The sequence below is a fragment of the Shewanella marinintestina genome (genome assembly GCF_023283845.1).
Taxonomy (GTDB): Bacteria; Pseudomonadota; Gammaproteobacteria; order Enterobacterales; family Shewanellaceae; genus Shewanella; species Shewanella marinintestina.
In genome coordinates, this window is the sequence record NZ_JAKILC010000008.1 from 141,348 (window position 1) to 164,551 (window position 23,204).

General features: G+C 42.9%; 21 protein-coding genes and 1 riboswitch. Of the genes, 8 read left to right on the forward strand and 13 right to left on the reverse strand.

The features are described 5' to 3' along the window. Positions 1-110 precede the first annotated feature (110 nt). On the forward strand, positions 111-3,311 hold the full coding sequence (locus L2747_RS11090) for an HD domain-containing phosphohydrolase (protein WP_248999094.1): 3,201 nt from the start codon (positions 111-113) through the stop codon (positions 3,309-3,311). Between the two features lie 39 nt (positions 3,312-3,350). On the opposite strand, the gene L2747_RS11095 is transcribed toward L2747_RS11090, so the two are convergent. After that, entirely contained in the window at positions 3,351-4,190 is an 840-nt protein-coding gene (locus L2747_RS11095) for a phosphatase PAP2 family protein (protein WP_248999095.1), read from the reverse strand. 284 nt (positions 4,191-4,474) lie between these two features. On the opposite strand from L2747_RS11095, the gene L2747_RS11100 reads away from it, so the two are divergent. The 3 genes from L2747_RS11100 (at position 4,475) to L2747_RS11110 (ending at position 8,371) form a co-directional block, all read left to right on the forward strand. Continuing rightward, positions 4,475-5,641 carry a BamA/TamA family outer membrane protein gene (locus L2747_RS11100; RefSeq protein WP_248999096.1) on the forward strand — a complete coding sequence of 389 codons (1,167 nt, stop codon included), beginning with the start codon at positions 4,475-4,477 and terminating at the stop codon, positions 5,639-5,641. 11 nt (positions 5,642-5,652) lie between these two features. Continuing rightward, positions 5,653-6,459, forward strand: coding sequence for a hypothetical protein (locus L2747_RS11105; protein ID WP_428848519.1), 807 nt, complete (start codon positions 5,653-5,655; stop codon positions 6,457-6,459). Positions 6,460-6,844: 385 nt separating this feature from the next. Then, positions 6,845-8,371 (forward strand): TerC family protein, encoded by a 1,527-nt coding sequence (locus tag L2747_RS11110; protein ID WP_248999098.1) that lies wholly within the window; start codon positions 6,845-6,847, stop codon positions 8,369-8,371. A 63-nt stretch (positions 8,372-8,434) separates the two neighbouring features. On the opposite strand, the gene L2747_RS11115 is transcribed toward L2747_RS11110, so the two are convergent. Beyond that, the gene (locus L2747_RS11115; protein WP_248999099.1) at positions 8,435-9,760 is read right to left on the reverse strand and encodes an NCS2 family permease; all 1,326 of its coding nucleotides are present in this window, start codon (positions 9,758-9,760) and stop codon (positions 8,435-8,437) included. Positions 9,761-9,911: 151 nt separating this feature from the next. After that, positions 9,912-10,011, reverse strand: a riboswitch (purine riboswitch). A gap of 101 nt (positions 10,012-10,112) precedes the next feature. Beyond that, positions 10,113-11,009 carry a DMT family transporter gene (locus tag L2747_RS11120; protein ID WP_248999100.1) on the reverse strand — a complete coding sequence of 299 codons (897 nt, stop codon included), beginning with the start codon at positions 11,007-11,009 and terminating at the stop codon, positions 10,113-10,115. A gap of 144 nt (positions 11,010-11,153) precedes the next feature. Here L2747_RS11120 and L2747_RS11125 point away from each other — a divergent pair, with 144 nt between their 5' ends. The 3 genes from L2747_RS11125 to L2747_RS11135 all read left to right on the forward strand — a co-directional run bounded on the left by L2747_RS11125 (position 11,154) and on the right by L2747_RS11135 (position 15,319). Beyond that, the gene (locus L2747_RS11125) at positions 11,154-11,657 is read left to right on the forward strand and encodes a MarR family winged helix-turn-helix transcriptional regulator (RefSeq protein ID WP_248999101.1); all 504 of its coding nucleotides are present in this window, start codon (positions 11,154-11,156) and stop codon (positions 11,655-11,657) included. Between the two features lie 344 nt (positions 11,658-12,001). Continuing rightward, positions 12,002-13,909, forward strand: coding sequence for a methyl-accepting chemotaxis protein (locus L2747_RS11130; RefSeq protein WP_248999102.1), 1,908 nt, complete (start codon positions 12,002-12,004; stop codon positions 13,907-13,909). Between the two features lie 93 nt (positions 13,910-14,002). Then, positions 14,003-15,319 (forward strand): toxin-antitoxin system YwqK family antitoxin, encoded by a 1,317-nt coding sequence (locus L2747_RS11135; protein ID WP_248999103.1) that lies wholly within the window; start codon positions 14,003-14,005, stop codon positions 15,317-15,319. Between the two features lie 140 nt (positions 15,320-15,459). On the opposite strand, the gene L2747_RS11140 is transcribed toward L2747_RS11135, so the two are convergent. From L2747_RS11140 to L2747_RS11175, 8 genes are all read right to left on the reverse strand, one after another. Then, positions 15,460-16,446 (reverse strand): permease, encoded by a 987-nt coding sequence (locus L2747_RS11140; RefSeq protein ID WP_248999104.1) that lies wholly within the window; start codon positions 16,444-16,446, stop codon positions 15,460-15,462. A gap of 4 nt (positions 16,447-16,450) precedes the next feature. After that, positions 16,451-17,143 (reverse strand): aromatic aminobenezylarsenical efflux permease ArsG family transporter, encoded by a 693-nt coding sequence (locus L2747_RS11145; RefSeq protein ID WP_248999105.1) that lies wholly within the window; start codon positions 17,141-17,143, stop codon positions 16,451-16,453. Continuing rightward, positions 17,136-17,639 (reverse strand): nitrophenyl compound nitroreductase subunit ArsF family protein, encoded by a 504-nt coding sequence (locus L2747_RS11150; RefSeq protein ID WP_248999106.1) that lies wholly within the window; start codon positions 17,637-17,639, stop codon positions 17,136-17,138. The genes L2747_RS11145 and L2747_RS11150 overlap by 8 nt, the downstream gene beginning before the upstream one ends. A gap of 54 nt (positions 17,640-17,693) precedes the next feature. Further along, positions 17,694-17,930, reverse strand: coding sequence for a thioredoxin family protein (locus tag L2747_RS11155; RefSeq protein WP_248999107.1), 237 nt, complete (start codon positions 17,928-17,930; stop codon positions 17,694-17,696). A gap of 45 nt (positions 17,931-17,975) precedes the next feature. Next, positions 17,976-18,293: an ArsR/SmtB family transcription factor gene (locus L2747_RS11160; protein WP_248999108.1), complete on the reverse strand. Its 318-nt coding sequence runs from the start codon at positions 18,291-18,293 to the stop codon at positions 17,976-17,978. 280 nt (positions 18,294-18,573) lie between these two features. Beyond that, positions 18,574-18,825 (reverse strand): DUF2999 family protein, encoded by a 252-nt coding sequence (locus L2747_RS11165; RefSeq protein ID WP_248471200.1) that lies wholly within the window; start codon positions 18,823-18,825, stop codon positions 18,574-18,576. Positions 18,826-18,990: 165 nt separating this feature from the next. Then, entirely contained in the window at positions 18,991-19,572 is a 582-nt protein-coding gene (locus tag L2747_RS11170) for a GNAT family N-acetyltransferase (protein ID WP_248999109.1), read from the reverse strand. 134 nt (positions 19,573-19,706) lie between these two features. After that, a complete protein-coding gene (locus tag L2747_RS11175; RefSeq protein ID WP_248999110.1) occupies positions 19,707-20,528 on the reverse strand; it encodes a helix-turn-helix domain-containing protein in 822 nt (273 codons plus the stop codon). Positions 20,529-20,756: 228 nt separating this feature from the next. Between L2747_RS11175 and L2747_RS11180 the strand changes: the two genes are divergently transcribed. Further along, the gene (locus L2747_RS11180) at positions 20,757-21,437 is read left to right on the forward strand and encodes a Bax inhibitor-1 family protein (protein WP_248999111.1); all 681 of its coding nucleotides are present in this window, start codon (positions 20,757-20,759) and stop codon (positions 21,435-21,437) included. Positions 21,438-21,568: 131 nt separating this feature from the next. On the opposite strand, the gene L2747_RS11185 is transcribed toward L2747_RS11180, so the two are convergent. Together L2747_RS11185 and L2747_RS11190 are read right to left on the reverse strand one after the other, a co-directional pair. Next, positions 21,569-22,600, reverse strand: coding sequence for an HlyD family secretion protein (locus L2747_RS11185; RefSeq protein ID WP_248999112.1), 1,032 nt, complete (start codon positions 22,598-22,600; stop codon positions 21,569-21,571). Next, positions 22,600-22,908 carry an Mg2+ and Co2+ transporter gene (locus tag L2747_RS11190; RefSeq protein WP_248999113.1) on the reverse strand — a complete coding sequence of 103 codons (309 nt, stop codon included), beginning with the start codon at positions 22,906-22,908 and terminating at the stop codon, positions 22,600-22,602. Before L2747_RS11190 ends, L2747_RS11185 begins: the two co-directional genes overlap by 1 nt. Positions 22,909-23,204: the final 296 nt, after the last annotated feature.

Consider the following 23,204-nt stretch of genomic DNA (forward strand, 5'->3'; position numbering starts at 1 on the left):
GCTTATTTTACTGGAAAATTCAACGACTAATGCTATTGGGTTTGGTTGACATGTTATGACCTTGTTATAAGATGAGTCTTTCAAGGATGGAATGATCAATTAGGGGTTTTATGAGTGGCCTAGTCAGGTTGAGCAACAAGCGGTATACCATTCGGGTAACTGTTGTCGGGATCTTTATTCTAGCTACCGTATTAACCGCGGCAATCGCAATTGGCTTGCAATACTATTTCAGTAAAGCCATGGCAACAGATGCAGCGGTAACGCTCTACAGCCATACGGCAAAAAATACCAGTAATTATCTGACTCAAGTCGATAGTCAAGCTGTGAATGCTGTTCAGCTACTTTCGCACTTTGACGAGTTGATGATTGGTGGAACGGTGAATGTTGAAACTCGGCAAGCCTTTGCTGAAATCATGCGCAATAATTCGCTGTTTTATGCTATTTATATTGGCATGCCTAACGGCGACTTTTATGAGCTTATCAACCTCGATGCTCACCCTATTGTACGAGAACAACTTAATGCTTCTCATCTAGATCGATGGGTGATTATTGCTATTACAGGGAACGGCTCGTTACGCCAACGGCAACAATCTTATCTAGATGATCAATTTAACCTACGTGTTAGCCAGTCAGAACCAAGCGAATACGATGCTCGTATTAGGCCTTGGTTTGTCAACGCAGATTATAAAAACGTATCAAAAACTGAACCATATTTATTTCAACATTTGCAGTCACCAGGGCAAACTTATTCGATAAAACTGCCTGATTCTGGTGCCGTACTAGCCTTAGATATCGCACTTTCTACCTTATCTGATTACCTTGTGATGCAAGACGAAGAAGATGCGAGCAGTGACAAGAAAATTTACCTTTATAAGAAAAGTGGTGAATTGATTGCGTCGAATCAAGATAAACAAGTGGGCGTGCAAATCCCCCTGTCTAACCCGCTTACCCTGACAGCTAAACAGCGCAACCTAGTGGCTGCAACTGAGCCATTGAAAGTCTCTAACGAGACTGATTGGGCGCCGATTGATTTTGCCATATCGGGTATGCCCCAAGGCTATAGTGTCGATTTGCTTAACCTAATTGCGGATATGACAGGCTTACAACTGAGGTACATCAATGGTTTTAGCTGGTTTGAACTAACCGAAAAGTTTAAAAAACAAGAGCTTGCAATGTTGCATTCAGTGATTAAAACTGATGAAACACAACTGCTTGGTGAGTTTAGCGAGCCTTTTCTGGAGCTGCCTTATGCCTTGGTAACTCAGCAAGGTATTGACCCTATTACCCATATCAAGCAGTTGTTTGGTAAACAGTTAGCCATTCCTACTGGCTGGTCAATAGTCGATGTGGTTAAACGAAATTACCCCGAGATTGAGATTATTGAAATGCCTTCTACTCACGCTATATTGCATGCCGTAGAGGAAGGAGAGGTGTTTGCCGCACTCGATAGCAGCATCATATTGCATTACACGGCGAATCAGTTTTTTGTAGATAAAATTCAGTACCATGAGCAATTGGATTTCTCACCATTAAAGGTCGATACCGGCCTGCACATTATACTTTCTAAGAAAAATGCCGACTTAATTGAGATTATCAATTTAGCTTTAGCTAATATCACGCCAGAGCAAAAGCAGGCTTTGCAAGCCAAATGGTTTGGTGAAGGAGAAAAGCAGAACTTAACGACGAAAGGCACCGTTCCTTTCGCTGAGCTTATCGATTTAGCTAAAAACCCCAGTGACCAACAGCGCCTAGTACAGCGTGAATTTAATGGTGTTACAGAGTTTATTTACGTCACGCCTTTTGGCGATACTTCCGCTGGTGATGAAGAATATTTTGCCATTGTGGTACCAGCTAAAGAGTTGTTGGCGAGTAGCGTTGAAAGAGTGCAGCAGTCTATCTTACTGACGTGTATGTGCTTATTGTTAATCTTGCCTGTGTCGTGGATCTTCTCTTCACCGATTATTAGGCCGATTAAGTTATTAGCTAAAGAAAACGAAAAGATAAAAAATCGCCAATATGATGATGTTATAAAAGTTGAGACCAATATTACTGAACTAGATGAACTGGCACACTCGATGATGGATATGTCTTGCTCAATTAAAGAGTATGAAGAAAACCAAAAAGAGTTAATGGAGTCGTTTATCAAGCTTATTGCACAAGCAATTGATGATAAGTCGCCGTATACCGCTGGGCATTGTAATCGTGTACCTGAGCTTGGCTTGATGTTGGCAGAGGCGGCTGAAAAGTCACAGCTTGCTCCCTTTAAAGACTTTAAGTTTGAATCACTAGATGCACACCGAGAGTTTAGGATCGCCGCTTGGCTGCATGATTGCGGAAAAATCACCACTCCAGAATATATTGTCGATAAAGGCACAAAACTCGAAGCGGTTTATAACCGGATCCATGAGATTAGAATGCGCTTTGAGGTGCTGTGGCGTGATGCAGAGATCCATTATCTGAAGCAGGTTGCGTTAGACGAAAGCGCTAAAGAGCTTTACCTTAAAGAATTGACTCAACAACAAAAGCAGCTATCAGAGGATTTTAGCTTTATCGCGACGGCTAATATTGGTGGCGAGTTTATGGGGCAAGAATCTAAAGATCGTTTAGCACAGCTAGCGAATACTACTTGGCAGCGCCACTTTGACGATCGAATTGGTTTATCGCCTATTGAGGAACTCAATCTAAGCCAAAGAGACACTAAAGAAAGTTACCCCGTAACAGAGCCATTGCTGCGTGATAAACCTGAGCATATTATCAAGCGGATCAATAAGGTGGAGTTTGATCCTAAGTTTGGCATTAAAATGGCGATCCCAGAAGATCAATATAACCTTGGCGAGCTATATAACTTATCGATCTCACGAGGCACGTTAACCACCGAGGACAGGTTTAAAATTAATGAGCACGTGACGAGTACGATTAAGATGTTGGAGAATCTGCCGTTCCCACCAGAACTTGCTCGGGTACCGCGTTATGCATCAACTCACCATGAAACTCTAAAAGGCACCGGTTACCCGCGAAAACTTAGCGCTGAAGACTTATCGATCCCCGAGCGGATCTTAGTGGTAGCCGATATTTTTGAAGCGTTAACCGCAGCCGATAGACCCTATAAAAAGGCTAAGCCATTAAGCGTTGCGATTGATATCTTGTATAAGATGGCGCTTGATGAACACTTGGATATGGATATCTTTAAGCTATTTTTATCGAGCGGTATTTACTTGGAGTATGCCAACAAATTCCTCGATAAAGAGCAGATAAATGAAGTAGATACTGCTAAGTATTTGGACGATGCACAGCAAAGTAAAAACACATAATCACTTCATAGCAGCTATTATGACTATTTGCTAAATAACCTAATGACTGCTTGCTCTTGAGTTTGGATGACGGCGACTGCTTTTTTGGTACAAACAAAGGCCGAATGTGGCGGCTAACAAATAGAACTGTTGTAAGCGCTCTACAATGGGGAACTGTGCAAACTCGGTGGTACTAGTGATGCTTAATATGGCTAAAAGTACTAGCAGGGTGGTTAGGATAATCAGTTGTAGCTGTTTGTCTAACAACGATGGCTTGCAAAGTATTGATGCGAGATAAATACTGCCCCACCCAATTATTGCGCCTAGGGCGATATCAATAGGCCAGTGTGCGCCAACGGCAATACGTGAGAGGCCGACAATGACTGCGAGTGAGACAAGAACAATACGACTCAACAGTCGTGTCGACGATAAAAAAGCTGTTCCTGCTAGCAAGAAGATTGTTGCAGTATGTCCTGAGGGGAAGCTTTTGCTATAGCGTGCATCACCAATAATATTGATCTGCTCTAAAATGGCTGCAGGGCGTAGCTCTGCAAAATAGCTTTTTAATAAATGGGTTGAGATTAAGCAAATTACTGCAGCTAAAAGGACTCGTAATATCCAAGTCGGTTTAAAACATAAAATCAGTACCATAATACTGCCAGTTACTATGCCATTTCCCATATCTGTAATACTGGCTAAAAGCTCTGGGTTAAAATAGTCGCTAGTTTGGTTGATATACCAAAAATAAGCGTTATTGACGCTGGGTTTCATCATTAGTAAAAAGACACTAATTAATACAAATAGTACCCATAGAAATGCTGTGTTATGGCTTAAGGGTGAGCTAACAGGCTTAACTTTATGGAACGGTTGTAGAGTAAAATCTTGGTTTAGCTTATTCATCGTTTGTCACGCATCAGCAAATTTTTAGCAAGTCTATTAATGCTGAAGTGAAAGAAATGTCATCGACATTGCCACAGTCAAATGTGATTAATTCTTAATCGAAAAAAGTCATTGTTGAATATTTTTGTGATGGTAGAATGCGCGCTCGGCGAAATTTATTGCTGTGTTTATTTTGAGCTAAATGATTGCTGTTATTTTTATAATCTGTATTTCAATAGCGATAAATTAGCAATTTAGCACTAAAAATCAGGCATGGCATTTCTTCACTATTAATTCGAGTACTTATGAAACGGATTTTGTTGTTAACTCTATTGGCTTTATCCAACCAAGCTGCGGCTGTTGAACCACTTTTTGAAACTCCTAAAGATATGCAGCCGACATGGGTTGATGACATCTTGTCTGTATTTGGTGCTGATGGTGAGTTTGATGAAACTAAGCCTATCGATATGAGCTACCTGCCAACGGCGTATTACACACCGGAAAAAAAATTTGGTGTGGGGCTACTTATGGTTGGTCTATATAAAACCGATGGTTCATCGAGTGATGAACAGCCATCATCGCTGGTATTAAATTCGTTTGTATCAATGAACAACTCTTACGGTGTTGAAGTCGAAAACATGACTTTCTTCAACGGCGGTAAGCAGCGCTTACAGCTTGGTCTCGAGCTACATAACGAAGCGGCCGTTTATTATGGGCAAGGTATAGAACAAGGCAATATTGACGCTAATCATCATGAGTTTGAAGAGCAGGTTTATAGCTTTAAGCCACGCTTTATGACTGAAGTTGCCGATAACTATTTTCTAGGTATCGGTGCTGATTTTACTTATGCTAGTGCCGATAAGTTAGAGCTAGTTGAAACCGGTGTGCCAGTGGATACTGATACAGTATTGCCAAACAACTTTAGCTCTGGTTTGGTAGTGACTAGTATCTATGATTCTCGTGATTACCGCTTAAATGCCACCAAAGGTTGGTTATTTCAAATTGATGCTGGCTTGTATCAAAATGACGAGTACTCATCGTTCTCGACTTATGATCTTGAGTTAGCAAATTATATCGACCTGAGCTCAACGTCTTTATTAAGTCATGCGCCGGGCCTTATTGCTTGGCAAGTTCAAGGCCATTTTACCGATGGCGATGTGCCATGGAATATGTTGCCTGATCTAGGCGGTTCAGGTGCAATGCGTGGTTACATTAAAGGTCGCTACCGTGACAAGCAGATGATGATGGGCCAAGTGGAGTATCGACTACCTATCTTCCAGCGTTACGGCATGGTTTTTTGGGGCGGAGTGGGCAGTGTAGCCTCTAAAGTGAGCGATCTTAACGAAGAGCTGTTAACCTCTTACGGTACTGGGTTCCGCTTTAAAATCAAAGATAACATTAACTTACGTCTAGATATCGGTGTGGGTGAAAATGAGACTAACTTCTACCTTAACGTGAACGAAGTCTTCTAATCATGACTGCTATGTACGTTGTTAATGTGAGCCTAATGGGGCTGGCGCTAGCCTTTAGTTTTACTAGTTTGGCATCGACGGATCCAGTAATGTCACAGGCTGTGGTGTCTAAATCTATAACGTCTAAAACTTTAACGTCTAAATCTGTAACGTCTAAGCATATAACATCAAAGCCAAGCGTCGATCAGTGTCGTCGTAATGGCAAATACGATATTTATTTAAGTGGGATCCATACCGGCACTATGGATCGCACCGAGATCTGGCAAGGCCAATCTGCAGTTGTGACCACCAAGAGCGAAGCCAGCATTTTGGGGATTGGCACTCAATATCATCAAACAGCTACGCTTGCTTGGTCAGATGATAGCAATCAGTGGCTAACTAACCACTTTCACCAAGAAGTAACTGGGTTTCGAGCGCGCGATATGCATGCTAGTTTTAGTGCTAATGGCCTTGAGTCTGAGGTCGAGATTGATGGTGATCTCGAGCACTATCGCTCTGATGATATCCCGCTGCGTGATGTGGATACCTTGGCGATTCAAATGCGTGAGTTTTTAATGCAAGGGCGGCAGCAATTTCGCTTAATTAGGCAAGCGTCAGATGCTATTGAACCTTACCAGTATTATGTAAAACAACCGATTAGCAAGAACATTGCCCCTTGGGGAGAGTTAACTCTTATTCCTGTTGAGCAAAGCGGCGCTGAAGAGGTGACCTATTATTTTGCTGCTGAAATGGATTACCAGCTGATCCAAGCACGTTATCACGGCATTATTATACGCGGACTCATAGAGTTAAATGACTACAGTTCATCTTGTGGTTAAAAGCTGAGTTATTTCTGTAAAAAATAATGCTGCTTAATCCATAGCAGTAAGTCGCAACTTCGTAGAGTTAGTGCTTATCTAATATTTTGTTAGTGATCACTTACTCTGTGTGTCATTGTTTATTTGATTATTCCTGTTAAATTCTAGATTACCTTCACTTATACCACTCAACCGTTATTGCTCTCTTTCTCTATTAAACGATGGATTAAAATAGCGGTAAATTCATCGCTTTGGCGTAATTTTTTCAAAGTTAAAATTTAATTAATTATGGCTTTTATGAATTCTCCAATATAAATGCGTTTAACTTTTATTAATGCGTTATATTTTGGAGCTATTGACCAAGCTGATATTAACAATATCGGTATTTGGAAAATGAAAAAATACGATGGAATTTCTGCTTGAACCCCAAATATGGATTGGTTTAATTACCTTAATTATTATTGAGATCGTACTGGGTATCGATAATTTAGTCTTTATTGCAATTTTAGTTAAAAAACTCCCACCAGAGCAGCGAGACAAAGCTAGAACCATCGGATTGTCGCTCGCACTTATTATGCGATTAGGCTTGCTGAGTATTGTGTCTTGGTTAGTCACCTTGACTCAGCCTTTATTCAGTATTTATGACCTTAGTTTCTCTACTCGCGACCTGATTCTAATTACTGGCGGTTTATTCTTACTATTTAAAGCGACTCATGAATTGCATGAGCGATTTGAAGGCGATCTGAATCAACAGCAAGGCACTAACGTTTATGCCAGTTTTGGCGTGATCATCGCGCAGATCTTAGCGCTTGATGCAGTATTCTCACTCGATTCAATTATTACCGCTGTGGGTATGGTCGATAGTTTAACTGTGATGATGATTGCGGTTATCGTGTCTATGATTGTGATGCTATTAGCGTCGAAGGCGATCACTAACTTCGTTAACGCGCACCCAACGGTTATCGTATTGTGCTTAAGCTTCTTGTTGATGATCGGCTTTATTTTGGTGGCAGAAGGCTTTGGTGTACATATCCCTAAAGGCTACTTGTACGCTGCTATTGGTTTCTCTATTTTGATTGAAATGTTTAACCAAATGATTAGCTCAAGCCATGCTAAGCATGCAGAGCGAGTGCCACTGCGTCAGCGCACGACAGAAGCCATCTTCCGCTTGATGGGCAATAAACATTACAACGTCCATGATGACGAAGACACTGAGCCAGCGCCAGTCAGTTTTGGTGATGTTGAGCGTGAGATGGTCACTGGTGTTCTATCATTGTCAGAACGTAATGTGCGCACAGTAATGACCCAAAGAAGTGAAACCGTTTGGCTTAATACTGAAGACAGTAACGACAAGGTTAAGCAGACAATTAAAAATAGCTGTCACCAGCTGTTCCCTGTGTGTAGTGGCTCACTTGATAATTTAGTCGGCATTGTTCGCAGTAAAGATTTGTTGTTAGGTATCGAAATGGGCGAAAAGTTAGCGGATATCGCTGCGGCTTTCCCTGCCTACATAGTACCAGATAGCATTAATGTGATTCGTTTGCTTGATGGTTTTAGAGAGTCGAGAGCCGGCATGGCAGTACTTGCCGATGAGTTTGGTAGCATTCAAGGTATCGTGACCTTACACGACTTGCTTGAGTCTATTGTCGGTGAGTTCCCTGATATTGGTGAAGTACCTGAGATCAGCATATGTAACGACGGCTGGTTAGTAAAAGGTTCCACTTCACTGCATGATCTGGAATCGCGTTTAGAAACGATAGGTTTGATTGATAAGCAACAAGAATACATTACCGTAGCGGGTCTATTGTTAGCGGTGAACTCTACCATTCCTAAGGTGAGTGATGTGGTTGAATTTGCCAAGCTTAAATTTGAAATTGTCGAAGCAGATGATTTTAAAGTGTCGCTAGTTAAGGTAAGCCACATAGCAAGCTAAGTGGTTTTATCGACAGAAAGGGTCTGCATTGCAGACCCTTTTTATTAATACTTTAAGTCGTAATTACAGCATCAGTAAGTAAGCGATAAAAATCAGTGATAACGCGTAGATAATCGGGTGCACTTCACGCCCTTTACCGGCAACAACCATAGCAAACGCGTAGCTAATAAAGCCCATTGCCATACCGTTAGCAGGTGAGAAGCTTAAAATGGTGAACATCACGGTAAAGAAGGCGGCAATACATGAAGGCTTATGATCCCAGTTGATATGACCTAAGCGGCCAACCATATAAATGCCGACAACTATCATTGCAGGTGCAACGATGGCGGTAGAGAACATCGAAAATACGGGATAGCAAAACAGTGCCAGCAGGAATAAACACGCTGTTGCTACTGCTGCAAGACCAGTTTTAGCGCCTTGGGCTGACGCAATACCTGATTCAGAAAAAGCGGTAATCGAGGTGGTGCCCAATACGCTACCAATAACCGTACCGCCTGCATCAGCGACTAACGCTGAGCGTGCGTTTGGTACCTTGCCATCTTTATCGATGATCCCAGCATCTTTACCTACACCAACAATAGTTGATAAGCCGTCGAAGAAGTCGACGATAAAGAAAATGATCACGATAAACAGCAGGTCAAATAGCTTATCGACGGTGAGAAACTCAAAGTTAAATACCTTACCAAAACTTGGCTCAATACTTGGTGGCACACTAAACCAATTTTCAGGGATAGGTGCGTATTGAGTTCCCAGTACTGCATCGCTTATTAACGTTAAGGTAATCGAAGTCATAAAGGCGATAAAAGTGGCCAGCTTAATATTACGCACCATGCAACCTACCGCGACAAATAGACTGATAAAGGCAATGGCAACTTGCGGTTGGCTAATATCGCCCATGCTAACCAGCACCACTGGGTTAGCCACAATAATCCCTGCATTTTTTAAACCTAGAAAGGCGATAAACAAGCCTAAAGACACTGTGATAGCGAGTTTAAGATCTTCTGGGATCGACTCAATCATCTGCTTGCGAATTTTGGTCATTGAAAAAATTAAATACACGATACCCGACAAGAAGATGCCGAATAGTGCCTCGTGCCAAATCAGCGCCACAGAGCTTGATGCTAGCATGCCTTTAAAAAAGCCATTCATGCTCATGCCTGGGGCTAACATCACTGGGTAGTTGCCAAAAAAGCCCATAATCAAGGTGGCGAGTGCGGCGGCTAATGCTGTGGCGGTAAAGATAGCGCCTTTATCCATGCCATCAATGCTACCTAAAATCGCCGGGTTCACGGCCAAAATATAACTCATGGCTAAAAAAGTAATAAAGCCTGCGTAAAGCTCGGTGCCAACATTGGCATTGCGCTTAGAAAGTTGGAAAGTGTTTTCCATAAAGCGGGACTGTCCCGCACGTCGAAGTAAGCTAGAGATTGCCACAGTGATGCCTTATTAATGTTTATTGATGCGCTTATTTTAAGCGCAGAGAATTCAATAAATTTATTGGCAGATACCACTGGGAGGCCAAGTGCTGTAGACGTTTGGCGACGGACGGTGATTGGGCTGTAGTCACAAGATTAGGTCTTGTGGTAGAGACTTCTGGACCAAATTTCCAGCGATATACAGCACAATAAATTGTTGGCGCGGATTGTACGCAAGCAGAGACGTTGCGCAAACAATTACAAGCAAAGTGTGCGATTGATCAATTTTTTCAGCATATAGAAAGTCGCTAAAAATTAGCTCAGTATTAGGTTTTAGTACTCACTGGTTTTGCCAGCTTTTGCCTTAGCATTTGAATTAACGCAGGTGACACTGAGGCTAGGATCATACTGACCATTAAGATGTATTGCGCTGGAGTATAAGATTCTCCCACCAGTAACATACCGCTAAGGATCCCCGCTATAGGGTTAGCAATACTTCCGAAAGTAAAATCAACTACGCTCATTCTTTGCAGCAGCCATACATACAAACCATAGCCTAGCACTGTATTGAGGATCACTATCCAGCCTATGCCGAATGTGTTCATTAGGCTAAGTTCTGTCGCAAGATGGATATACTTTTCTGGCGCATATAAGGCTTGCCCTAGCGCAATAAACAGCAAAATACTGCCGCCAATAATTAATTGCCAAGTGAGCACCGTCCACCAATGTATACGCGAACCTAGCTCTTTAGTTATTGTGCTACCGACAATAATACAGCTAATGGCAGCCAGCATAGCGATCAAACCCACAGGATTTAAACTGATAGAGCTGGGATCAAATAACTGCCAAGCGAGTATGACTATGATTGCGCCGGATATCGCTTGGATTGGATTAGGTAATTTGCGGTTCATTAGCCAATGGAAAAGCATGGCAAAGACTGGAACCGATACCATCCCCACACCCGATATGGCAGAGGGTAACGTCAGCGCCATGACAAAGATAAGACTGAAGAAGATCGCGATGTTGATTGCACCGAGTTTAATTAAAATTGGCCAGTCGGCTTTATTCGGTAAGCTAGGCTTGATCGCCAGTAAGATTAACCCTGCAGGTAAAGCCCTAATCGCACCCAATAATAACGGTGGCCAGTCAGGTAAACTGAACTGAGTCATGGCATAGGTGGTGCCCCAAAAAAAGGCTGGGATCATAGCAAGGAAAATATTCATCAACTACCTTTGTGTTAAGTATCTTTACGTGAAGATATTATTTATTGTGTGCCGATAACTTAGTTTTGTAAAGTATCTTTTTATAAAGTATCTTTGCGTGAAGATTTAAATGTGCCGTATGAAGTGCTGAGTTAAAGGTGATAAATGGAAGATATCGATAAGGTCCGCGCGCAGTGGGAGCAAGAAAAGCCTCATTTAGATACGCTGCCAATGGCTATTTTTGGACGCATTATGCGTTTGCAGAAACATATCGAGGCTGAAGTTGCCGCTTGTCATAAGCAATATGGGCTGACGATGGGTGAGTTTGATGTTCTCGCTACGCTTAGGCGGTCAGGTGAGCCATTTAACCTGACACCATCTGCTTTGTTGTCATCTATGATGCTAACTTCTGGTGCCATGACTAATCGCTTAGACAAACTTGAATCTAAAGGTTTGATTGAGCGCGTGCACAGTAAAGAAGACCGCCGTAGTGTATCGGTAGGTCTAACTGCAAAAGGTTTCGACACCATAGACAAGGCGATTGAAGATCATGTTGCTGTTCAGCATCAGTTAGTCGAGCGGTTATCTGATGCACAAAAGCCTGAGCTCAACCAGTTACTCAAGACTTGGTTAACGGGTTTTGAAGGCACTAACGATAGTAACGTCTAACCGTATAAAGTGAATTGAACCAAAGCCAGCATAACTGCTGGCTTTTTTATTGGTTTAACTAAGTGGTTCTAATTAGCGGATTGGGCCTAACGCGAGCTAATTAACTGTTGCAGTCAATATCACTACTGATTTTGCGATAAGCTAGTTCAGTAATCTTAAATGTGTCACATTTTTAGCGTCTTAGTGGTTCTTTCTCCTGCCTTCAGCTGTTTCTGTGCTAAGTCAATCACGGTTTGGAATGTATTCCAGGTGTATAACCGTCGCCATAAACTCATCCTCATTGAATTGATACAGAATGTTCGCAGAGGATCGCTGCACCATTAAAATAAGGATATTCCCAAGCCATGAAAGCTATTGGATTTAAACAAACCATGACATTTGCCATTATGTTACTGGTTTCTTGCTGTTTATTAGTGGCTAATTGGATTTCATACCAAGCCTTAAAACAAGACACTATCCAATATGTAGAAAATAGTTCGCAAGCGATGACCCATTATGAAGCTGATGCGATCTCTCAATGGTTTAAGCGTAAAGCTACCGCCATTATAGCCATGGCAGATCAATATAAACGGGGAGATATACAGCAATATGTCGACTTTGCCCGTCTTGGTAAAACGTCAAATAGCCTATATTCGGTTTTTTGGGGTTTTGATGATGGTAGCTCTTACGCCAGTGTTGCGGATAATGCTATTTGGCGTGATGGCGTTGCCGATCCCAGTCAATATGATCCGCGCCCTCGTGGTTGGTATCAGCTAGCAAAAGCTAATCAGGCACCTGTGTTGACCGATATCTATACCGATATGGTAACTAAACAACCTGTTATCTCTATTGTCACGAATCTAGGCGATGGTGTGCTTTCTGGGGATATTGGTTTAGAAATTTTAGCTAACACCGTAAAAGATATTGATTTTCCTGGTGCGCAAACCACGATTATTGATAGTAATGGTAAGGTATTAGCTACGTCATCGGACGATCTGAAGGTAGGTCAATCTTTGGCTGATGCAGGGCTTGGTCTGTTAAGCCGTGCGATTACATCTCAAGACTCTTATAGCGGCGATTACATTCAGAATAAGGATCTGAAATTAGTTTTTAGTGAGTCAATCAGTCTACTAGCAGATCAAAATTGGTATCTATTCATTAGCGTTGATGAATCAGTTGCCTATGTGGGCTTAAACCAAAGCTTACGCAACTCTATGTTTATGTCCGCGATTATGTTGCTGATCAGTATTGGCTTAGTGCTGGCTATTTTAAACTGGTTGTATCGGCCAATTTTAAATTTGAAAGAGATGGTGATTGCCCTGTCTCATGGTCATGCTGATTTGACTCGCCGTTTACCTGTGACACGTGAAGATGATCTAGGAGAGATCGCTTCGGGAATTAATCGTTTCGTTGCTAACCTACAAAGTTTGCTTAAAGAGGTGGCGTCAGGCTCAAAAGAGATAGGTTCTAGTATTAGTAAGCTCAATCAGCAAACAAATGAAAATACTCAGGTGCTACAAAAGCATGTATTGGAAACTGAGCAAGTGGTTACCGCAGTAGAAGAAATGAGCGCGACTGCTATGGATGTGGCTAACAATACTTCTCAGGCGTCTAATGCTGCAGTAGTCACTAGCGATCAAGTTAGTAATACCAATCGTATCGTGGCAAATACAAAGCAAACTGTCGATCGCCTAATTCAAGATGTCGAAGATAGTGAAACGAATATTGCTCATGTGGCACAAGATGCCGTCAGCATTACAAAGGTGTTGCAAGTGATAGGTGATATCGCAGAGCAGACAAATTTGTTGGCGTTAAATGCTGCTATTGAAGCCGCAAGAGCCGGCGAGCAAGGCCGAGGTTTTGCCGTGGTTGCCGATGAGGTTAGGGCGCTCGCAGCGAGAACCCAAGTAAGTACCACTGAGATTGAGCAAACTTTAGATAAGCTACAACAAGGGATTAATAATGCCGTTGGTGCAATGAAGCAGACAAAGCTAACTTGCGAGCAGGCTAGTGAAGCAACCTTAGATGTCAGCGACAATCTTGAGAAAGTGGTGCGTTCAATTGCCGATGTAAATGACTTAAACACCCAAATTGCCACAGCAGCTGAAGAGCAAAGTGCTGTGTCTGATGAGATAAGCCGCAACATGAATGCGATCCGCGATATGGTGGTAGTACTTGATGATAATGGTCAGTCTACAGATCTTGAAACCAACAAGCTTACTGCAGCTAATGACAAGCTAATTGCAGTAGTGGACAAGTTTACCATCGAATAATAGGTGAATAACGGACCTCGACTAATCTGCTTTATAATCGAGGTCATTTGCTTTAGCATGCCTAACACTTAGCCAGCCATCTTGCTTAATCTAATGAAAAAAATACTAATTGCCGCCAGTGTAATAGCTGCTTTCACTCTATCTGCTTGCAGCAAAAAAACGGCTCAGATTGAATGTGAGACGTTCGAGCGTTGCTATGTATTGAGTTTGATAGCAGGGCAAAAAGCGCTGCAAAGCCATACTGAATTTAGCCAATTAAAAGTCGTTATTGGCATAGACTATGACGCTAAAAAAAGTACTGAAGTGCAAACTAAGGTTAAAGAGTCGAGCGGCTCTGCAGAGTTTGATGTACTTGCTAAGCAGGCATTACAAGATTCAATGGAAGCATTACTACCTGTTTTGGCGACATTGTCAGAAGAGGAGCAAGACAAAGGCGAGTCATTCAGTACAGACTTGATTATGAAAACGGCTGATTTCCCCATTGAGCCAAAAGTCGAACGAGAGCCTGAGTTAGTTGAACAATTTCATGATAATGGTCAATTGAAAGTTCGCGGCTACGAGCTAGGATTTGATAGAGTAGGTCATTGGCAGACCTTTTATGCGGACGGCACGCTGCGTTATGACGAGCACTATCCTGCAGGAATAAGAAAGCGTTTCTATGAAAATGGTCAACTCGCACAAGAGGGCTATTTTGACGAAGGTATAGAGCAGGGCGAGTTTACAGATTATCACGACAACGGCAGTCTAAGAGCAAAGCGTCACTTTCAAGATGGCCAGATAGTTGGTTTCGCTGAATCCTATTCAGAAGATGGCACGCTGGAGCAGCAGGCCAATTTCGATGCTGAAGGTAACGGCACATTGCGAGAGTTTTGGCCTAACGGACAATTGAAGTGGGACACTGCAGTTATTAGCGGCCAGCCAACTGGTCAGCAGGAATATTACGACCAGCAAGGTCAGCGGCTCGTTGAAAAGGCGCTTGCAGCCGCCAAGGTGTTTCAGCAAAGTATTGCTGATAATGATATTGATACCTTTATGCACTTTATTGTTGATGAAGAAATCCTGTTTGAAGGCACTAGAGTTAGTTATCAACGCATCATTTGGCAGTTCACCGAAAAGATGAAAGCGGGCGTTTTTAGTCAAGACTCGGTGGCATTTACCGAGGCCACACAAATGTTTATTGATGCTGATGAGTTTTATGCTTACTTGCCAATGACAATTAGCACTCCAAGCAAACAAGGTATGCAGACTCGAGATTCAGCCTTAGTCGGTTACTCTACCGATATTGGTAAAACATGGAAGTTTGTCGATGCTAGCGATGGATACAATGTGGTTGATGCTGTGTTACTGAGTTTACCTAATGAGCTGAAGATCCCTAAGTTTGCAGAGCCTAAGATAATGGCGCGTGACTAAAGCTAGGGGGTTAAAAGCTTTGGGAAAACAGAGGATTACAATTGGTTTGATATAAGCATTTTCATCTGTATCTGATTGTAGAAACGCCTATATACCGTTGCTATAAAGAGGCCTTATAGTTATCTGTAAGACCTTGTTACTTATACTAGGTTTAGCACCCAGCCCATAATGGTGAATGACACCAGCAGTAAGCTAAATAGAATCGCCAGTAAGCGCCATTGCATCACTTGTTTTAGCATCACAAACTCAGGAAAGCTTGCGGCTACTGTACTCATACAAAATGCTAGCGTGGTGCCGAGTGGTACACCTTGCAAGAGTAAGCTTTCCATTACAGGGATCACGCCTGTTGCGTTAGCATATAAAGGGATCCCCATTAACACGGCTAGCGGCACAGACCACCACTGACCGTCACCTAGGTTAGCTTCGAGCCAGCCAGCAGGCACAAAGCCATGTAACGAGGCGCCTAAACCCACACCAATAATGACCCACTTCCACACTCTGCCAAAAATCTCAGTGGTTTCAGATTTGGCAAACTGGTGGCGTTGCAGCCAACTAATCGCTGTGGCTTCTGGCATTGCTTGGTTGGCTTGTTGTGATGATTCACGCCCCATCGCATAAGCTTTAGCTGCTAACGGTTGCAGCCAGCGTTCGGCTTTTAGAAGATCCAGTAAAGCGCCGCCAATGATGCCAATACCAATACCGGTAACGACATAAAGCAAGGTGATCTCAAAGCCCAATAAGCTAAACAGCAGCAAGATGGCTACTTCATTGATAAGCGGCGAAGTGAGTAAAAATGCCATTGTGATGCCGATCGGGATCCCAGCTGAAGTAAAGCCCAAAAACACCGGAATACTCGAGCATGAGCAAAACGGTGTGATCGCACCAAAGCCCGATCCTAGGCCGTAGCCAACCAGTTTTGGTTTGCCGGCCAAATAGCCGCGAACTCGCTCAATATTAAGTGACGCTCTAAGCCAGGCAATGCTGTAGATCATCACGATCAGTAGTGCAAAGATCTTACTGACGTCTTCAACAAAAAAGTGAATTGCTTGTCCAACTTGGGTTTGACTAGACAAGCCGAAGCAATCGTAAACTAGCCAATCAGCCAATTGCGTAAACCATGCAAACATTGACCTACTCCAGAAGTGGAATTAAATAAAACCAGCAATAATAAATACCTGCGGCAATAAAGATCACGCCAGAGAGTATTCGTGCAAATCGTTCGATCGCTGTGATCTTGTTGAACACATTGCCGATTTGCACAGTGCCGACAGCTAATAGCAGACTTAAGATCAATACTGGCATTGCGGTGCCGATCCCATAAGCCGCTGGGATCCAAAAGCTAGATTGCTGCGCGACCGCCAGTGGCAGCAATGAAGCGAAAAACAGCGCCGCGGAGGTTGGGCAAAACGACAGGGCAAACAAAGCACCTAACGAAAATGCACCTAGCTGGCCTTTTTTAGCTAACTTTTGTTGCAGCTGGTTTGAGATAGACCATTTGCTGCTAGGCAAGCGGATCCAGCCCAGCAAACAAGCACCAACGAACAATAAAACAGGCCCAAGAAACATATTCATTTGGGTCTGCAAAAAGTTTGATAACTTAGGTGCAGACATGGCGCTATGTAGTAAAATTGCCGCCAGTAAAATGTAACTCAGCATACGACCAACGCTGTATGCAGCGCCCATCATCATCGACTTCGATGGCCTATCGACTTGTTTACTAAGAAAAGATACTGCCGCCACATTGGTTGCCAAGGGGCAGGGTGAAATGGAGGTGAGTACCCCAAACCATAACGCGCTAGAGAGAATAAGCAGCCATTCAACCATGGTAAACAGGCTCGCGCGCTGCTTGCATTGCGACTTTGTTGTTAGTGATTAAGCCAATTTCACGATAGATGTAATTAGTGAATTTTTGCTCGTCAGTAAACAGTTGCCAAACACCGTCTAAGCGGCGGTACTCAATGACTTTGCCATTTTGCTCTACCGCCAATACTACTGAGCGTGTAATTAGTTGAAAATCATCAATATAGTGATCGTTACCTTTAGACTCTAAGTTGACCATTTGTAGGTCGACTAAGCCTTGTTGCAGTGGTTGCTGGTAACCTTGCTCAATGGCGGCCTTAGTGTACTTTTCTATCAGCTTGCAAGAAGTGCAGCGAGCATTACCATGGAAGTAGTACACTTTTAGCACTTGGTTATCGCTGAGCTTTACCGCTGGTGGCGGCACAGCAAGTTCGCTTTTGGCCTGTGATGGAGCTGACGCTAAACAGAGTAATATGGCAAGTGGCATCAACCACTTAGAAACACTATTAACGATATTCACTGGAAATTCCTTCTCTTGAGTACGCTTAATTAAGTTTGGACTTTTAGGTCATGATTACTTGTCGCTTAGTAGCTGTTGGATCTCGGTTTTAGAAGGCACGTTACCTGCTGTGATCACAGCGCCATTAATTACGATCGCAGGAGTCGACATCACGCCATAGTCTAAGATTGCCGCCATATCGGTGACTTTCTCAACGCTAAATTCAAGTGCCATTTCAGTTGCCACTTGTTCTACCTCTGCGGCTAGATTGGTGCATTTTTTACAGCCGCTACCTAGAATTTCAATTTTCATCTTGTTACCTCATTAATTGCTCTATTGTTTAACACGTTTTGTGGATCATACTAGCGCTGCATGTTTGGCGGCGTTTTTTTCAATGACGCTTTCAAGGCAGCTTAATGTTTTTAATAAACAAGGGGTTTCTAAGCGATAGAAGATCTGTTTTCCGTCACGGCGGCTGCTCACGATGCCAGCTTGGCGTAGCAGTGATAAGTGCTTAGAAACAGTGGAAATGTCGGCATTGACGCCATCGGTGAGTTCGCAAACACAACGTTCTTGTTGCTGTAATTGCTCAACTAGCCACAAACGAGTTGGGTGGGCTAGTGCTTTGAGTATGGCGGCGCGAGCATTGAATTTTTGTTGTTCTTGTTCAGTCATGGCAGTGTCGTTTTCCGTGCGTATATATGAAATATCATATTTGTATATTTGGCAAAGTAACCAAATGTTTTTTGTGGAACAAGAAATTTGCTCAAATGCTGTTCAGAATCGTGATCTATGAGTCATTTCGGTTGGCTTTGTGAACAAGGGGCGAGTTGTAGCGTAGGGTTGAGTGTTAGCAACAAAAAACGCCTTGTAGCAAGACAGCACAAGGCGTTTAGAGTGATTTTGGTTGCCGCTGTTTAGCTATGAGCTAGAAGGCTATTTACAACCAGAGCGATTACTTTTGCAGCTGGGCTTTTGCCGCTTCAACTTTTGCAAAGTCTAAACCTAGCTCTTCAACCGCTTCTTTAATCAAAGCCGGGTTTTGCATAACAAGACCCATAAGTTGCTGTAGCTTTTCTGGTGGAATACCTAGCTGACCAATCACTGCCATGGCCATCATTGGGTTTTCAGTTAGTGTTTGGAACAGCTCTTTAGCTTGCTCATCACTGACGTTATGTTCTTTTAAGATCGCAAGAATCGGGTTCATTGCCTTACCTTTATGTTGGCTAAAATCAATAGGCCTAGATTTTAACACTCATCGGGGTTTTTATACCAAGCTAAATCGACAGTATGCCAAGTTTTACCTATTTCGATTTTGGTAAAGCGCCCTGTAGCAGCGCTGAAGCATTAACAGCGCTGGTGATAATCATGCTTATAAAGCCTGAAATTGCGCCTTGGTGATGCCGTAATGCACGCGATCGTCAAAGCCATTCGCTAGCTTGTAGTAATCTTTTTGGCGGCCTTCATGGACAAAGCCGCACTTTTGCATGGTTTTATATGAGCCGGTGTTACTAATGTGGCAATCGGCAGTCACTTTATGGGCATCGAGCTCACTAAAGGCAAGATGAGTTAAAAACTGACACGCCGCAGTGGCAATACCTTGACCCCAAGCGTGCACTGGCAGCTGGTAGCCAACTTCAAAGTTACCCAGCATAAACATCACCGCAGGCAAGCCAGCCATTCCCATATATTGACCATTAAGATCGCGAATAACGACAGTGATGTTTTCTGGCCATTGGCCTTTGCTAATCGCTTCGGCGGTGTTTGCAATAATCGGGTTAAAGAAGCCCTGGTAAACCTCAACTGGCGATGGCGCGAAAAACAAATACTCTGCGACCTCAGGATCGTCCAGCATGGTGATGATCTCACTCAGATCTCTCGCCTTAATTAACTCAATCGTTAGTGAGTCTGTTAATGGGATTGCTTGGCCTAATTTAAACTGTGTAATCGACAATGTTGCTTACCTAAATAATGAATATGCGCCCATCATAGCGTGGCCAATAAGCTAGCGATTGAACATTTGCGACAAGTTTCAGCTAACGTTTGCTCAAACCAATTGCTGCAAACAGCTTTAGCGGAACAGCCTTATTATTCAAAGTCGCCATAAATATCGATAACGAGATCCCGTGCGCTGATGTATCCGGCTGGGGTTACGCCTAAGATCTTTTTCATCTGGCGGATCAAATGTGGCTGATCGCTAAAGCCATACTGATCGGCTAGAGCAGCCCAGTCAGGATTTAACGGATGCTGGTATAGATGGGTAAACAATGCCTCAAACTTCACTATGGTTTGATATTGCTTAATGCTCAAGCCAACCACTTTGCTAAAGGCACGCTCTAAGGTGCGTTTGGTACAAAAACACTGCTTGGCTAAATGCTCGCTGCTGAGCATGCCATTGCTTTGCTCGATAAGCAGTAAGGATTTTTCAACCAAGGCCACTGTTAGATCTGGCTTAACCAGTGTTAGAAGCGGCGTAAGATCATGCTCGACTTGCTCAAGCAGACTCGCCCTATCAGCTTGCACTATTAAGGATTGATAACGCTCAGGCTGCAATAAGTCATCTAACCAATCAATTTTAATGCATTGATCAATAACTCCAGCTTGCTGCTGTTTGAGTTGATACAGCGCCGTTGGGGTAAAGCGAAAACCTAAACGGGTCAGTGGCGGTTTATCATCAAGGATCAAAGTCTGAGTATTGGCGGTGAGTAAGTAACTGCCATGGCCTGAAAACTGAGCTTTAGCACTGGTGTATTGATAGGGCTGTTGGCTAGGGGAGATTATATAGTGGGCATTTACATTAGGCACCAACTGCGGCATGGCATCGATGTTGTCGTCTGCAGAAACATCGAGGTACCACACCCAATCAATTAGGTGCTTTAGTGAGTCAATTTGATGTTTCCAAGTGATCATAGCGAGCTCGATAAAAGGCCGTATATGAATAATAACAGGCTTTAGAGATTAGCCTAGGAGGATTCGAGGTGAAGAATGATGATTTTTGTATATGTCTTATACAGTTAAGGTTTTGTTTGTTGATATATTCTGCAAAAGTTACTCGCCGCTATATAGCTATGCTGCCGCCTTGGTTAAGCTACGCCAAATTTATAAGGTTCTCTTGGTGTTAGTTAAAAGGTAGTCGGCATGCAAAGGTCAGAAGTCAATATGAATCGGTATTTATCAGGCGTTTTTTTAGAAGATAGGCCTGTCAGCAAGCGAGTATTTAACTTAGTGATTGGCTTAGTGCTAATTTGGGGTTTTAGCATTAACTATCTTGCTGTTGCGTATTTTCCGGTTGAAATACTGCAATGGATAAATCCTTGGGTGTTACTGGTAGTTGTGTTTGTTTCATTAATGGCAGGCTGCTTGATTATGCTCAAGTATCCGGTGCCCTTGGTTAGTTTTTTAGGCTACAACCTGATGACTTTGAGTATCAGTATTACCTTGAGCCTATTTTTACAAGGATTTACTGCTGCAGAGGTCGCGTTAGCTGTCGAGTATACTGCAGGTATTACCTTGCTAATGATCATTACCGCAACGATTGCACCTAAGCTCTTTGTTAGTTTTGGTAAAGTATTGTGCGTGGTAGGTGGTTGGATAGTGTCAGTCGAGCTGACTTGGTTGCTTTTCTTTGGTCACAGTCACGATATGATCCATTTGATCGCTGCACTGAGCATGTGTGGTTACATTGGCTACACTTGGGCTGTAGCTTGCGAGTGTGGTGAAACCTTAGATGAAGCGATAGATTTTGGTGGCATGCTGTATGTGCACATTATTAATTTATTTATGCGTATTTTGCATCTGATTTCCTCGTTGCGACCTTAATCTATACGCTAAATAAGTTGTACAAAGAAACACAGCCTAGGCTGTGTTTCTTTCGTTTAAGTATTCGCACTTAGTTATTAGGACTCAGTTATTAGCATTTAGCTGTTAACTAAAACGCTACCCCTAAAAAGTTATAGCGGATTAAGGTAGGCTTTCACTGCGGTCAATCGTACTGTTGCGCCGCCAATAATGTCGAGAAAGCCTAATATCGACAGTGGTTTATCGGCACTTATCCAAGCAGAACCTGTTGCACCAATAGGTAACATAGCCATAGTGGCCTCATCAATCTCTAACACGACAGTGCGCCCAACAGGCATAGAACCTAAGTTGATATGACGCGACACCATTTGCTCGCGGGGTAAGATATCGCCCTGAGCTTCACCTGTAGCTTCGACTTTACTGTGCACTCTGGCTCTAAAAATCTGCCCGGGGTAAGCATCAATATAAAACTCGGCAAATTGACCCGGTTGAATATAGGCAAATGACTGATCAGGAATACGCATCTCGACAAATTTGCGCTTGATATCCCATAGGTGCATGGCACCGACACGTGAGCCATCGGCGATATAAACATGGGTTACCATGCCGTCAAACGGGGCACGCACTTCAAGGCGCTTGAGTTCAAATTGTTGCTTACGTAGTTGGGCATATTGCACCTCAAGTTGTGCATGTTGCACCTTGAGTTCGGCTTTGATTATCTCAACATTGTCCTCGGCATTTTCTAAGTCACGTTCACTGACGTGTTGGCCAAGCTCGGCTTTACGTTTATGGGTGCGCTTAGCTTGGGCGAGCTTAACTTCAGTTGCCTCGATGCTGCGCTCAACCTCGTTGATCCGCGCGTTGATTTCATCAATGGCACTACTGACCTTGTCATCTACTAAGGTGTAGATCAATTCCCCTTTTTTGACTCGTTGATTGTGATCGACTTCGATCGATTCTATCTGCTGACCAATGGCAGGGGACAAAATCGCATGGGGAGCTCTAACTGTCGTTGAGTTGGTTAAATCGGCTGGTGAATAAAAGCGGTGAGCCAAAAATAGCGCACTAGCAATTAAACAACCGACAAATACGCTAATAAAATAATTGCGCGGTCTGGTTTTTATCACTTTGAATTTAAACAGTAACCAAACGATAAAAATGTACGGCAGCATGATCTCTTTCATTAGCGTGTCCCCCTAATCCATTCTTGTGCTCTGTCCCAGTCGGTGACGATGGCGATAACGGCCAGCACCCATAAAGGTTTCCATAATAGGCCTAGCATACATAGCCAAAACACCAGTTTTGCTTGCTGCATGCCTTGTTCTTTAGCGAGGTACTTAGGCAAAGAGTGCAGGTGCCAAAGTTTTAGAGCGACCCAACTGAAGATGCCGATAGTGATTAAGGTGACGACCCACATAAAGGCCACGGAATCGAGCAGTACCATCACACTAGGTAAGTGTTCATAAACTAGGTCTGTATTGTGGATTTTCATTCAACTCTCTTAATCAATGTTTGATCGGTTAAGGCTTAATACGCATGCAATATTAGCGTTTGCTAGCTGAACCAAAGTTGAACTCCTTATCCAGTTATTTGTTAGATAGCGTCAATAAACTGAGTTTTGAGACAAGCACTGCAAAAAGTCGACGAATTTGATTTTATGTAAGTTTTTTGGCATTTCTTTTTAAAAATATATTTTGTTGGTTATTTTTATTGGTTAGAACAGGGTTTTATTGGTCTTGGTGCTAGTTAGATTTTAATTTTGTTTATTTTTATCTGTTTTTTATCAAT